We start from the raw sequence: 12615 nt of genomic DNA on the forward strand, positions 1-12615 counted from the left end.
GTCAGCCTAGGGAAGCGCCGCGGATCGCGATAGCCCCCGCAACGCGACGTTCACGCGATGCAGGCGAATGTGCACGGAACGGATGCCTCGTTGCTCACCTGAGCACGGCCCGCACGGTCAGGCCGATCCGGAGCCGCGCGCGTTGTAGACGACCGCGTCGGAAGCGCCGAACGCCCGGAAGACCTCGACGGCCTCGGCGCGCCGGGTCCCCGAATCAACGCGGATGCCGCGCCGCGCGAACTCGCCGATCCAGTCGTCGGGCATCGGCCCTTCGTCGAACCCGGTCAGCCGTTCGCATTCCTCGCCGTGCCCCGCGATCACGAGCCTGCGCACGCCCGACCACATCGTCGCGCCGTAGCACATCACGCACGTGGCCCAGTTGACGACCAGCTCGAGCTCGGCGCCATCCGCCCCGAGGTCCCAGCGGCCGAGCCTCCACTGCGCGAGCGAGAGCGCGGTGACCTCGGCGTGCAGTGAGCTCAGCCCGCTCGAGAGCACGAGGTTGACTCCGGCCGACACCAGCTCCCCGGTCGCCGCATCCACCACGAGGGCTGCGAACGGCCCGCCCGTTCCCGCACGCCAGTTCCGGTCCGCGAGCTCGATGGCGACCGCCATCCGCTCGTCGTCATCGCCCAGCGGTCTCGCCGCGATCCGGGGCAGGTCGGCGACCAGCCACGCGGGCAGCGATGCGGAGAAGGACGACGACACCGTGGCATCCATGCGCCCATTCTGCCTCGCGCCCCGCGGCCGTGCGAGCATGGGCGGATGACGCAGCCGCCGCCCGCACTCGTCGCGGTCTCGCACGGCACGTCGTCGCCCGAGGGCCGTGCGGCCGTGCGCGGCCTGTACGACGCCGTGGCAGCCGCCGCGGCCGAGCGCTGGCCCGACGCGGTTCCCGAGACCCGACTCTGCCACGTCGACGTCGAGCAGCCCGACGTGCCGGCGACGTTCGCGACGCTGCCCGCGGGCGAACCCGCGGTGATCGTGCCGTTGCTGCTCTCGGCCGGCTACCACGTGCACGTCGACCTGGCGCGGGCGGCCGCCGACGCGCGTGCGGGCGGCCGCGAGGTGGCCGTCGCCGACGCCCTCGGGCCCGACGACCGGCTCATCGACGTGCTGCGCCGCCGGCTGGCAGAGGCGGGCGCCCGCGAGACCGATCCGGTCGTGCTCGTCGTGGCTGGTTCGAGCGACGCACGCGCGGTGGCCGCATGCCGTTCGGTCCGCGATGCGATGGCTGCGGCATCCGTCGCCGACGTCTCGATCGGATTCCTCTCGGCGGCCGCCCCGTCGGTTCCCGACGCGATCGCGGCCGCACGCCGCGCGGGCGGCGACGGCGCGCGCGTGGCCGCGGCGAGCTACCTCCTCGCGCCCGGCTACTTCCAGGACCTCGCGGCGGGCGCCGCCCCCGACGTGCTCGCCGCACCCCTGCTGCGCCCCGACGACACCCCGGGCGAACTCGTCGAGATCGTGCTCGACCGCTACGCGGCATCCGTCTCGGCCTTCTGACCCCGCGTCATATTTCGGCGTGCGACGCCGGATGACACCGCGTTTCCCACGGTGACGGGTGCGGGTTCCGGCATGCCCCGGAGCGCAATAGCTTCGTCGGCACGCGCCCCGGAACCCGGGCGCTGTCGAGAGGGGGAACCGTGACGATCGAGACGACGGATGCCGCGCCGCGCGCCGCACGCGCCGCGCGGCCGGCACGACCCTCGACCCGCCCGAACGGGCAGTGGAAGGTCGACGGCACCGCGCCGCTCAACGCGAACGAGGAGTGGAAGCAGGTCGACGGCGGCCTCGCGGTGCGCGAGCGGATCGAGACGATCTACGCCGACGGCGGCTTCGCGTCGATCGACCCGACCGACCTGCACGGCCGGTTCCGGTGGTGGGGGCTGTACACGCAGCGCAAGCCCGGCATCGACGGAGGCCGGACGGCCACGCTCGAGCCGCACGAGCTCGAGGACGAGTTCTTCATGCTCCGCGTCCGCATCGACGGCGGGCAGCTGACCACCGAGCAGTTGCGCGTCATCGGCGGCATCTCGACCGAGTTCGGCCGCGACACCGCCGACCTCACCGACCGGCAGAACATCCAGCTGCACTGGATCCGCGTCGAGGACGTGCCCGAGATCTGGCGCCGGCTCGAGTCGGTCGGACTCGGCACGACCGAGGCGTGCGGCGACGTGCCGCGCGTCGTCCTCGGCTCGCCCGTCGCGGGCATCGCCGCGGACGAGCTCATCGACCCGACGCCGCAGATCGACGAGATCACGCGGCGGTTCATCGGCGACGAGTCGCTCGCGAACCTGCCCCGCAAGTTCAAGTCGGCGATCACGGGCCACCCCAGCCAGGACGTCGTGCACGAGATCAACGACGTCGCGTTCGTCGCGGTCGAGCACCCGTCGCTGGGCGTGGGGTACGACCTGTGGGTCGGCGGCGGGCTGTCGACCGCGCCGAGACTGGCGGAGCGGCTCGGCGTGTTCGTGGCCCCCGACCGCGTCGCCGACGCCTGGCACGGCGTCGCGCAGATCTTCCGCGACTACGGGTACCGGCGGCTGCGGAACAAGGCGCGCCTGAAGTTCCTGCTCGCCGACTGGGGCGCCGAGAAGTTCCGCGAGGTGCTCGAGACCGAGTACCTGGGGTACGCGCTCCCCGACGGACCGGCCGCGCCGACGCCGGCGACTCCCGGCGACCACGTCGGCGTGCACCGGCAGAAGGACGGCCGCTTCTCCGTCGGCGCGACGCCCATCGTCGGGCGGGTCTCGGGGCCGACGCTGACGAAGCTCGCCGACCTCGTCGAGGCGCACGGGTCGACGAGGCTGCGCACGACGCCGCACCAGAAGGTCGTCGTCCTCGACATCCCGGAAGGCCGGGTCGAGTCGCTCGTCGCCGGCCTCGACGAGCTCGGACTCCAGGCACGACCGAGCCTCATCCGCCGCGGCACCATCGCGTGCACGGGCATCGAGTTCTGCAAGCTCGCGATCGTCGAGACGAAGGCGTTCGCGACGGCCGCCGTGCTCGAGCTCGAGGAACGCCTCGACGCGTTCGACCTGCCGCACCCGATCAGCCTGCACGTGAACGGATGCCCCAACTCGTGCGCGCGCATCCAGACCGCCGACATCGGGCTCAAGGGCCAGCTCGTCACGATCGACGGCGAGCAGGTACCGGGCTACCAGGTGCACCTCGGCGGAGGGCTCGCGTCGCAGGATCGCGACGAGGCCGGCCTCGGCCGCACGGTGCGCGGGCTCAAGGTCACGGCCGACGGCATCGCCGACTACGTGTCACGGGTCGTCACCCGGTTCCTCTCCGAGCGTGACGCGGGCGCCGACGAGACGTTCGCCCAGTGGGCGCACCGCGCCGACGAGGAGGCCCTGCGATGAGCGCGCGACGCACCGCCGACGAGCTGCGGGCCCTCGCCGCGGCCGGCGACGCGGCGCTCGGCAGCCTGACCGGCCACGAGGCATCCGCTGCCGAGGTCGTCGCGTGGGTCGCTTCGAACTTCGAGACGGATGCCGCGGCGGTCGCCTGCTCGATGGCCGACGCCGCACTCCCCCACCTGGTGGCGGAGGCGCTGCCGGGCGTCGACGTGCTCTTCCTCGACACGGGGTACCACTTCGCCGAGACCCGCGCGACGCGCGACGAGGTCGCGCGTCGGCTCGACGTGCGCGTGGTCGACGTGCTGCCCGAGCAGACGGTCGCCGAGCAGGATGCGCAGTTCGGCGCGGACCTGTTCTCGCGCGACCCCGCGCTCTGCTGCGCGCGGCGCAAGGTCGAACCGCTGCACCGCGCGCTCGGCGGCTACGAGGTGTGGTTCACCGGCGTGCGCCGCGACGAGGCGCCGACGCGCACCCGCACCCCGCTCGTCGCCTTCGACGAACGCAACGGGCTCGTGAAGGTCAACCCGGTCGCGGCATGGACCTTCGACGACCTCCTCGACTACGCGGGCCGGCACGGGGTGCCCGTGAACCTGCTCATGTCGTACGGCTACCCGTCGATCGGGTGCGAGCCGTGCACGAAGCCCGTGGCCGCGGGCGAGGATCCGAGGTCCGGCCGCTGGGCCGGCCTCGCCAAGACCGAATGCGGGTTGCACCTATGAGCGAGAACCTGATCACGGCGGATGCCGCGGCATCCGTCTCACGCACCTCGTCCCTCGACGCGCTCGACGTGCTCGAGGCCGAGGCGATCCACGTCATCCGCGAGGTCGCCGCCGAGTTCGAGCGCCCGGTGCTGCTGTTCTCGGGCGGCAAGGACTCGGTCGTCGTGCTGCACCTGGCGACCAAGGCGTTCTGGCCGGGGAAGGTGCCGTTCCCGGTGCTGCACGTCGACACCGGCCACAACTTCCCCGAGGTGCTGCGCTTCCGCGACGAGACGGTCGGGCGGCTCGGCATCCGCCTCGAGGTGGCGTCGGTGCAGGACTACCTCGACGACGGCCGCCTGCAGGAACGCGCCGACGGCACGCGCAACCCGCTGCAGACCCAGCCGCTGCTCGACGCGATCGCGGCCGGCCGGCACGACGCGGTCTTCGGCGGCGCGCGCCGCGACGAGGACAAGGCGCGCGCCAAGGAGCGCATCATCTCGCTGCGCGACGAGTTCGGCCAATGGGATCCGCGCAACCAGCGGCCCGAACTCTGGAGCCTCTACAACGGGCGCCACACGGTGGGTCAGCACGTGCGGGCGTTCCCGATCTCGAACTGGACCGAGCTCGACGTCTGGCGCTACATCGAGCGCGAGGGCATCGCGCTGCCGCCGCTGTACTTCGCGCACGAACGCGACGTGTACGAGCGCGACGGCATGTGGCTCGCGGTGAGCGACGTGTCGGCCCCGCGCGAGGGCGAGCGCGTCGAGCGCCGCACCGTGCGCTACCGCACCGTGGGCGACCTCAGCTGCACGGGCGCGGTCGTCTCGGAGGCCGCGACGGTTTCGGACATCGTGCGCGAGGTCGCGGCATCCACCCTCACCGAGCGCGGCGCGACCCGCGCCGACGACCGCCTCTCGGAGGCGGCCATGGAGGACCGCAAGAAGGACGGGTACTTCTGATGAGCGAGCACACCGCGGCACGCCCCGACTCGCGAGTGATACCGGCCGCGCCGACTGATACCGGCCGACCAGCATCACTCGACGGGGCCGGTATCACTCGGCGGGAGGATGCGACGGCCGGCACGCTGTTCCGCTTCGCGACGGCGGGGTCGGTGGACGACGGGAAGTCGACGCTCGTGGGGCGGTTGCTGCACGACTCGAGGGCGATCCTCGCGGACACGCTCGAGTCGGTGACGCGCACGAGCGCGGAGCGCGGATTCGGCGGCGAGCCGGGCGCGATCGACTTCGCGCTGCTCACCGACGGCCTGCGCGCCGAACGCGAGCAGGGCATCACGATCGACGTCGCCTACCGCTACTTCACGACCGGGCGGCGCTCGTTCATCCTCGCCGACTGCCCCGGGCACGTGCAGTACACGCGCAACATGGTCACCGGGTCGGCCACCGCCGACGCCGTCGTCGTGCTCGTGGACGTGCGCAGCGGCGTGCTCGAGCAGACGCGCCGCCACCTCGCCGTCGTGCAGCTGCTGCGGGTGCCGCACGTCATCGTCGCGGTCAACAAGATCGACCTGGTCGCCTACGACCGCGCCGCGTTCGAGGCGGTCGCAGCGGATGTCGCCGCGCTCGCGCGCGACCTCGGACTGCCCGACGTCCACGTCGTGCCCGTGTCGGCCCTCGCCGGCGACAACGTCGTCGAGCGCTCCGCGAACACGCCCTGGTACGACGGGCCCGCACTGCTCGAGCTGCTCGAGGAGCTCGCCACGATCGACGAGCTCGAGACCGACCTCGAGGCACTGCGTCTGCCCGTCCAGCTCGTGATCCGCCCGCAGGGCGGGCTGTCGCCCGAGGTGACGGATGCCGCGGCCGACGCGTTCCGCGACCACCGCGCGTTCGCCGGGCGCATCGAGTCGGGCACGGTGAGGGTCGGCGACGCCGTCGAGGTGTTCCCCGCGGGCGTGCAGACGACGGTCACGGGCATCCGCCGCGGACCCGAGGCGCTCGACGCGGCATCCGCCCCGCTCTCGGTCGCGCTCGAGCTCGCCGACCCCGTCGACGCCGCGCGCGGCGCGGTGATCGCCGCCGCCGGCTCGCTGCCCGCACCCCGCCGAGAGCTCGACGCCGACGTGTTCCAGCTCGACGGGCGCCCGCTCGAGACCGGGGCGCGCGTGCTCGTCAAGCACGGAACCACGACCGTGCAGGCGATCGTCACCGACATCCGCGGCCGCCTCGACCTCGACACGCTCGAGACGACGCCCACCTCGGCGCTCGCGACGAACGACATCGGGCTCGTCCGCCTGAAGCTCGCGGCCGACCTCGCCGCCCTGCCGTACGCCGCGCACCGGCGCGCCGGCGCGTTCCTCGTCATCCACCCGCAGGACGGCGCGACGCTCGCCGCCGGCATCGTCGTGGAGGCTCCGGCGTGACGCGCCGCGGGCTCGGTGCACAGCTCGGCGAACTCGTCGCCGGCGTCGCGGTCGCCGCGGCGATCGTCATCGTGCCCGTGGTGATCGGCTCGGCCGGGCGCGCAGCGGCCGAGGGTCCTGCTGCGACCGGGGCGACTGATGCCGCGGCGCTCCGCCTCGGCTACTTCGCCAACCTCACGCACCTGCCCGCCCTCGTCGGGCTCGAGACCGGGATCCTCGCCGACGCGCTCGGCGCGAGCTCGACCGTGCTCGAGCCGCAGGCGTTCACCGCCGGCCCCGCCGCGGTCGAGGCGCTGAGCGCCGGCGCGATCGACGCCGCGTACCTCGGCCCGAGCCCCGCGATCAACAGCTTCGTGCAGTCCGGCGGCACCTCGCTGCGGATCGTCGCCGGCGCAGTGGGCGGCGGCGCCGCGTTCGTCGTGCGCGACGGCATCGACGACGCGTCCGACCTCCGCGGCGCGACGCTCGCGACCCCGCAGCTCGGCAACACGCAGGACGTCGCCCTGCGCACGTGGCTCGCCGACCACGGCCTCGCGACCTCGCCCACCGGCGGGGGCGACGTCGACCTCGTGCCGACCGACAACGCGCGCACGCTCCAGCTCTTCACGACCGGCGAGCTCGACGGCGCCTGGCTGCCCGAGCCCTGGGCCTCGCGACTCGTCGTCGAGGCCGGCGCGAACGTGCTCGTCGACGAGGCGGAGCTCTGGCCGGGCGGCGCGTTCCCCACGACCCTGCTCGTCGTGCGGACCGAGTACCTCGAGGCCCACCCCGACACGGTCGCGGCGCTCGTCGCGGGCCACGCGGCATCCGTCGACTGGATCTCGACGCACGCCGGTCAGGTGCCGGCGACCGTCAACGCGCGCCTCGCGGCCGACGCGGGCGGCGCGCTGCCCGACGCCGTGCTCGAGCGCGCACTCGCGCACGTCGAGGCGACGGTCGACCCGTTCGCCTCGACCCTGCCCGTGCTGCAACGGAACGCCGTCGCCGCCGGGACCGCGCACGGCGGCGACCTCAGCGGCATCCTCGACCTCGGGCCGCTCGACGCGGTGCGCGCTGCGGCGGGCCGGGAGCCGATCGACGTCGCCGGCCTCGACGGGGCCGGACTCGACCGGGCCGGACTCGACCGGGCCGGACTCGACGGGGCCGGACTCGACCGGGGGTCGCCATGAGCGCGGCACCCGCCATCCGCCTCGCCGGCGTCGGAAAGCAGTACGCGCCGGACGCGCCGGTCGTCCTCGACGGCATCGACCTCACCGTCGCAGCCGGCGAGTTCGCCTGCCTCCTCGGTGCATCGGGCTGCGGCAAGTCGACACTCCTCGCCCTGATCGCCGGCCTCGAGCAGCCGACCACCGGCACGATCGACGTCGACGGCCGGGCGGCCGTGATGTTCCAGGAGGCGTCGCTGCTGCCCTGGCTGAGCGCGCGCCGCAACGTCGAACTCGCGCTGCGCTTCGGCGACGCCGGCCTCTCGCGCGCTGCCCGCCGCGCCCGCGCGCTCGAGCTGCTCGACCTCGTGCACCTCGCCGATGCCTCCGAGAAGCGCCCGCACGAGCTCTCGGGCGGCATGCGGCAGCGAGTCGCGCTCGCGCGCGCCCTCGCGCAGGACCGCTCGGTGCTGCTCATGGACGAGCCGTTCGCGGCCCTCGACGCGATCACGCGCGACCTGCTCCATGAAGAGCTCGAGCGTGTGTGGCGCGAGACGGGTCGCACGATCGTGTTCGTCACGCACAACGTGCGCGAGGCCGCACGGCTCGGGCAGCGCGTGCTGCTCATGTCGAGCCGCCCCGGGCGCATCGTCAACGAGTGGCGCCTCGCCGACGACGGTCCGCGGCGCATCGAGTCGCCCGCCGTGTCCGAGCTCTCGCTCGAGATCACCGAGCACCTGCGAAGGGAGATCCGCCGCAATGCCGCATGACACCCTCGCCTCACACAGCTCCTCCCACCACAGCAAGCCCACCCCCAGCACCACCCCCAGCACCCCCACCCCCAGCACCACCCCCCACACCACCCCCCACCCCAACACCCCCAACCCCCACCCCGTCGAGTGTCCAATGGATGCCACTGCAGCCCCCCTCGACCCGCATCCATCGGACACTCGAGGCGCCTCGGGCAGCGACGACGAGCTGCGCACGCTCGAGGCGGGGCTCGATCGGCTGCAGACGACCGCCGAGCGGCGCACGCCGTGGTGGCGCCGCGCGATCGACGGGGTGCTGCCGCCCGTGCTGCTCCTCGTCGTGCTCGTCGCGGCGTGGCAGGCGTACACGGTCATCGCCGACCCCCGACCCGACCTCGCGCCCGGCCCGCTCGACGTCGCCGCCGCGCTCGGCCGGGCATGGGAGGACGGCCGGCTGCAGCTCGCCGTCGCGACGAGCCTCGAACGCGGCATCCTCGGCTTCTGCATCGCGGTCGCGGTCGGCACGCCGCTCGGCCTGCTGCTCGCCGAGTGGGCACCGCTGCGGCGTGCGCTCGGCCCGCTCATCTCGGGCCTGCAGGTGCTCCCGTCGGTGGCGTGGGTCCCGGCCGCGATCCTCTGGTTCGGGCTGTCGGATGCCACGGTGTACTTCGTCGTGCTCATGGGCGCGATCCCGTCGATCGTGAACGGGCTCGTCGCGGGCGTCGCGCAGGTGCCGCCGCAGCTGCGCCGGGTCGGCACGGTGCTCGGGGCGTCACGGCTCGAGCTCGCGGCATCCGTCGTGCTGCCGGCCGCCCTGCCCGGCTACCTCGCCGGACTCAAGCAGGGCTGGGCGTTCTCGTGGCGCTCGCTCATGGCCGCCGAGATCATCGTGATGGGCGGCTCGATGGGCTTCGGCGTCGGCTCGCTGCTGCAGCAGGGCCGCGACCTGGCCGACCTCGCGAGCGTGCTCGGCACGATCCTGGTGATCCTCGCCATCGGCGTCGTGATCGAACTGCTCGTCTTCGCACCGGTCGAGCGCGGGATGCTGCGCCGCCGCGGACTCACGGGAGGAACCCGATGACCGAGAACCCGTCCGAGAACCGGCCGACGGATGTCGCGGGGCGCGACGCTCACGCGGGCCGCGCCGCCCACGGCCGCGCCGCCCACGGCCGCGCCGACCAGGGCCGCCCCGACCAGGGCCGCGTCGCGCTCGTGGGCGCCGGCCCGGGCGACCCCGGGCTCATCACCCTGCGCGGGCTGCGCGCGCTGGAGACGGCGGACGTGATCGTCGCCGACCGTCTCGGCGCGCGCGCGGTGCTCGACGGCCTCGCCGCCGAGGGTGTGGAGCTCCGCGCCGAGGTCGTCGACGTCGGCAAGCTGCCCGGCCACCACGCCGTCCCGCAGGACGCGATCAACGAGCTGCTCGTCACACTCGCGGAGAGCGGCAAGCGGGTCGTGCGCCTGAAGGGCGGCGACCCGTACGTCTTCGGGCGGGGCGGTGAGGAGCTCGCGTACTGCCGCGAGCGCGGCGTCGACGTCGAGGTCGTGCCGGGCATCACGAGCGCCGTCTCGGTGCCCGCGATCGCCGGCATCCCGCTCACGCACCGCGGGCTCGCGACGACGTTCACGGTCGTCACCGGCCACGACCAGATCCGCGCGCTCGGCGGCGGCCGCGACCACACGGTCGTGCTCCTCATGGGCGTCGGCACGCTCGCGAACTCGGCGATCACGCTCGCACGCGGCGAGCGCGGGGGCGAGTGCCCGGTCGCGATCGTGGAGGATGGGTACGGCCCTCGCCAGCGAGTGACGATCGGCACCCTCGACACGATCGCCCACCAGGCGGCGGTGCGGGGCGTCCGCTCGCCGGCGGTCGTGGTCGTCGGCGACGTCGTGCGGCTCAGCACGTACGCGCCCGCCGAGCTCGCGGCATCCGCTCTCACGGCACCGCCGGCCATCGACTGAACCGCCGCAGACGCCGCCCAGACCTCCCCTGCTCTCCTCCGAAAGGCCCCTCATGACCCTCTCCCTCCGTGTCGCGATCGTGGGCGCCGGCCCGGCCGGCATCTACGCGGGCAACATCCTGCGCCGCCAGGTCGACGAGGCCGGCGGGCAGGTCGCGATCGACCTGTTCGAGTCGCTGCCCGCGCCGTACGGCCTGATCCGCTACGGCGTCGCGCCCGACCACCCGCGCATCAAGGGCATCGTGAACTCGCTCCACGAGATGCTCGACGAGGGCACGATCCGCCTCATCGGCAACGTCGAGGTCGGGCGGGATGTCACGGTCGACGAGCTGCGCGAGCGCTACGACGCGGTCATCTTCGCGACGGGAGCCCTGAAGGACGCCCCGCTCGACATCCCCGGCATCGACCTGCCCGGCTCGTACGGCGCGGCCGACTTGGTCGCCTGGTACGACGGCCACCCCGATGTGCCGCGCGACTGGCCGCTCGAGGCGCAGTCCATCGCGGTCATCGGCAACGGCAACGTCGCGCTCGACGTCGCGCGCGTGCTCGCGAAGCACCCGGCCGACCTGCTCTCGACCGACATCCCAGCGAATGTGCACGCGGGCCTGCTCGCCTCGCCCGTCACCGACGTGCACGTGTTCGGTCGCCGCGGCCCGTCGCAGGTGAAGTTCACGCCGATCGAGCTGCGCGAGCTCGGCGAGGTACCCGACGTCGACATCGTGGTGTACGACGACGACTTCGCGCGCGCCGAGGGCGACGCCCACGCCGAGCACCTGCTCGCGACGAACAACCAGGTCAAGGTCATGACGCGCACCCTGAACGGATGGCGCAAGCCCGCCGACTGGGTTCCGACCGCGTCGCGTCGCCTGCACCTGCACTTCTTCCACGCGCCCGTCGAGGTGCTCGGCGAGGGCCGCGTCGAGGCTGTGCGCTTCGAGCGCACCCGCCCGGTCGGCGACGGCTCGGTCGTCGGCACGGGCGAAATCGTCGACGTGCCCGTGCAGGCCGTGTACCGCGCGGTCGGCTACGCGAGCTCGCCCGTGGCGGGCGTGCCGTTCGATGAGTCGGCCCGCGTGATCCCGAACGAGGGCGGTCGGGTGACGGATGCCTCCGGCGCCCTCGTCGCAGGCGTGTACGCGACGGGCTGGATCAAGCGGGGCCCCGTCGGGCTCATCGGGCACACCAAGGGCGACGCGCTCGAGACCGTCACGAACCTGGTCGCGGATGCCGCGGCCGGCGTGCTCGCCGCGCCCGGCGTCGCGCCGACGGTGGATGCCGCCGGCGGCGACGAGGTGCTCGAGCTGCTCGAAGCTCGCGGCATCCGCTTCACGACCTGGAACGGATGGCTCGCGCTCGACGCGCACGAGCGCGCGCTCGGCGAGGCGTTCGAGGGGCCGGTCGCGCGCGAGCGCGTGAAGGTCGTGCCGCGCGACGAGCAGGTCGGCCTCTCGCGCGACGGCGCGCTCGTCGCCGGCTGAGGCGGCACCCCACCTTGTGACGACAGTCGTTGCGGGTTCGGCGCCGCCCGGACCCGCAACGACTGTCCAGACGAGCGTGGCGGGCGACGGGCGCGGGCGACCGGCGCGGGCGTCCGGCGCGGGCGACCGGCGCGGGCGTCCGGCGCGGGCGTCAGCCGTCGGCGTCGGCGACGGCGGTGAACGCCTCGATCGCGGCGGGGTCTGCGCCCGCGGCGCGCAGGCGGGCGGCGATGCCGCGCCGGGCTCGCGCGTAGGAGGCGTTCGTGCCGCGCATGACCGAGTCGCGGTTGGCGAGGTCGAGGAGCGCGGTGAACTCGAACGCGAGCTGGTCGGCGTCGTCGAGCCCGGGCAGTTCGCCGAGTGAGCGGGCGTGCGCGAGGGATGCCGCGAGGTATCCGCTCCAGTCGGCGAGCGCGCGGTCGATGGCGTCGCGCACCGGTCCGGGCTTGGCGTCGAAGTCGGCGGCGGCCTCGGCGAAGAAGCATCCGCCGGGGAACACGCGATCGCGGGAGTAGGCGAGCCACCGGTCGGCCAGCTCGAGCACCCGACCGAGCCCGCGCGGCAGTTCGCGCGCAGGAGTGATCACGGTCTCGACGAAGCGCAGGCGCGCGGCCTCGACGGTCGCGAGCTGCAGCCGCTCCTTGCTGCCGAACAGCGTGGCGACCCCGCTCTTCGACACGGATGCGGCCTCGGCGATCCGCCCGATCGAGAGCTGGTCGAGCCCCTCGACCGACGCGAGGTCGACCGCCGCGGCGAGCACCTGGCGACGCGACGCATCGCCGCGGACGCGCCGGCCGTCGACGGCTTCGCTCGAGATTCCCATGCTCACGCAC

12 protein-coding genes are annotated in these 12615 nt (G+C 73.9%); 10 read left to right on the plus strand and 2 right to left on the minus strand.

Features of this window, described 5'->3' with window-relative positions; translation table 11 throughout:
• Window positions 1-117: 117 nt before the first annotated feature.
• Complete coding sequence (locus tag DSM26151_RS14415; protein WP_234660212.1) at window positions 118-720, minus strand: nucleoside deaminase; 603 nt, start codon at window positions 718-720, stop codon at window positions 118-120.
• 45 nt (window positions 721-765) lie between these two features.
• Here DSM26151_RS14415 and DSM26151_RS14420 point away from each other — a divergent pair, with 45 nt between their 5' ends.
• From DSM26151_RS14420 to DSM26151_RS14465, 10 genes are all read left to right on the plus strand, one after another.
• Window positions 766-1506 carry a sirohydrochlorin chelatase gene (locus DSM26151_RS14420; RefSeq protein ID WP_234660213.1) on the plus strand — a complete coding sequence of 247 codons (741 nt, stop codon included), beginning with the start codon at window positions 766-768 and terminating at the stop codon, window positions 1504-1506.
• Window positions 1507-1646: 140 nt separating this feature from the next.
• Window positions 1647-3371: a nitrite/sulfite reductase gene (locus DSM26151_RS14425; RefSeq protein WP_234660214.1), complete on the plus strand. Its 1725-nt coding sequence runs from the start codon at window positions 1647-1649 to the stop codon at window positions 3369-3371.
• Entirely contained in the window at window positions 3368-4087 is a 720-nt protein-coding gene (locus DSM26151_RS14430; RefSeq protein ID WP_234660215.1) for a phosphoadenylyl-sulfate reductase, read from the plus strand. The genes DSM26151_RS14425 and DSM26151_RS14430 overlap by 4 nt, the downstream gene beginning before the upstream one ends.
• Entirely contained in the window at window positions 4084-5028 is a 945-nt protein-coding gene (gene cysD, locus DSM26151_RS14435) for a sulfate adenylyltransferase subunit CysD (protein ID WP_234660216.1), read from the plus strand. Before DSM26151_RS14430 ends, cysD begins: the two co-directional genes overlap by 4 nt.
• A 152-nt stretch (window positions 5029-5180) precedes the next feature.
• The gene (locus DSM26151_RS14440) at window positions 5181-6449 is read left to right on the plus strand and encodes a sulfate adenylyltransferase subunit 1 (RefSeq protein WP_326491024.1); all 1269 of its coding nucleotides are present in this window, start codon (window positions 5181-5183) and stop codon (window positions 6447-6449) included.
• Entirely contained in the window at window positions 6446-7618 is a 1173-nt protein-coding gene (locus DSM26151_RS14445) for an ABC transporter substrate-binding protein (RefSeq protein ID WP_234660218.1), read from the plus strand. Before DSM26151_RS14440 ends, DSM26151_RS14445 begins: the two co-directional genes overlap by 4 nt.
• Window positions 7615-8364, plus strand: a complete 750-nt coding sequence (locus tag DSM26151_RS14450; protein WP_234660219.1) for an ABC transporter ATP-binding protein — start codon at window positions 7615-7617, stop codon at window positions 8362-8364. Before DSM26151_RS14445 ends, DSM26151_RS14450 begins: the two co-directional genes overlap by 4 nt.
• 136 nt (window positions 8365-8500) lie before the next feature.
• Complete coding sequence (locus tag DSM26151_RS14455) at window positions 8501-9424, plus strand: ABC transporter permease (protein ID WP_234660220.1); 924 nt, start codon at window positions 8501-8503, stop codon at window positions 9422-9424.
• On the plus strand, window positions 9421-10305 hold the full coding sequence (gene cobA / locus DSM26151_RS14460; protein WP_234660221.1) for a uroporphyrinogen-III C-methyltransferase: 885 nt from the start codon (window positions 9421-9423) through the stop codon (window positions 10303-10305). Before DSM26151_RS14455 ends, cobA begins: the two co-directional genes overlap by 4 nt.
• Before the next feature lie 52 nt (window positions 10306-10357).
• Entirely contained in the window at window positions 10358-11782 is a 1425-nt protein-coding gene (locus DSM26151_RS14465; protein ID WP_234660222.1) for an FAD-dependent oxidoreductase, read from the plus strand.
• 151 nt (window positions 11783-11933) lie between these two features.
• Here the strand turns inward: DSM26151_RS14465 and DSM26151_RS14470 are convergent, their stop codons facing one another.
• Window positions 11934-12605 carry a TetR/AcrR family transcriptional regulator gene (locus DSM26151_RS14470; protein ID WP_234661910.1) on the minus strand — a complete coding sequence of 224 codons (672 nt, stop codon included), beginning with the start codon at window positions 12603-12605 and terminating at the stop codon, window positions 11934-11936.
• Between the last annotated feature and the right edge of the window lie 10 nt (window positions 12606-12615).

The organism is Agromyces marinus, from assembly GCF_021442325.1.
Classification (GTDB): domain Bacteria; phylum Actinomycetota; class Actinomycetes; order Actinomycetales; family Microbacteriaceae; genus Agromyces; species Agromyces marinus.

Coding starts and splice junctions, on each gene's coding strand:
- DSM26151_RS14415 (WP_234660212.1), bottom strand. CDS start 720: ATGGATGCCACGGTGTCGTCGTCCTTCTCCGCATCGCTGCCCGCGTGG.
- DSM26151_RS14420 (WP_234660213.1), top strand. CDS start 766: ATGACGCAGCCGCCGCCCGCACTCGTCGCGGTCTCGCACGGCACGTCG.
- DSM26151_RS14430 (WP_234660215.1), top strand. CDS start 3,368: ATGAGCGCGCGACGCACCGCCGACGAGCTGCGGGCCCTCGCCGCGGCC.
- cysD (WP_234660216.1), top strand. CDS start 4,084: ATGAGCGAGAACCTGATCACGGCGGATGCCGCGGCATCCGTCTCACGC.
- DSM26151_RS14450 (WP_234660219.1), top strand. CDS start 7,615: ATGAGCGCGGCACCCGCCATCCGCCTCGCCGGCGTCGGAAAGCAGTAC.
- DSM26151_RS14455 (WP_234660220.1), top strand. CDS start 8,501: ATGGATGCCACTGCAGCCCCCCTCGACCCGCATCCATCGGACACTCGA.
- cobA (WP_234660221.1), top strand. CDS start 9,421: ATGACCGAGAACCCGTCCGAGAACCGGCCGACGGATGTCGCGGGGCGC.
- DSM26151_RS14465 (WP_234660222.1), top strand. CDS start 10,358: ATGACCCTCTCCCTCCGTGTCGCGATCGTGGGCGCCGGCCCGGCCGGC.
- DSM26151_RS14470 (WP_234661910.1), bottom strand. CDS start 12,605: ATGGGAATCTCGAGCGAAGCCGTCGACGGCCGGCGCGTCCGCGGCGAT.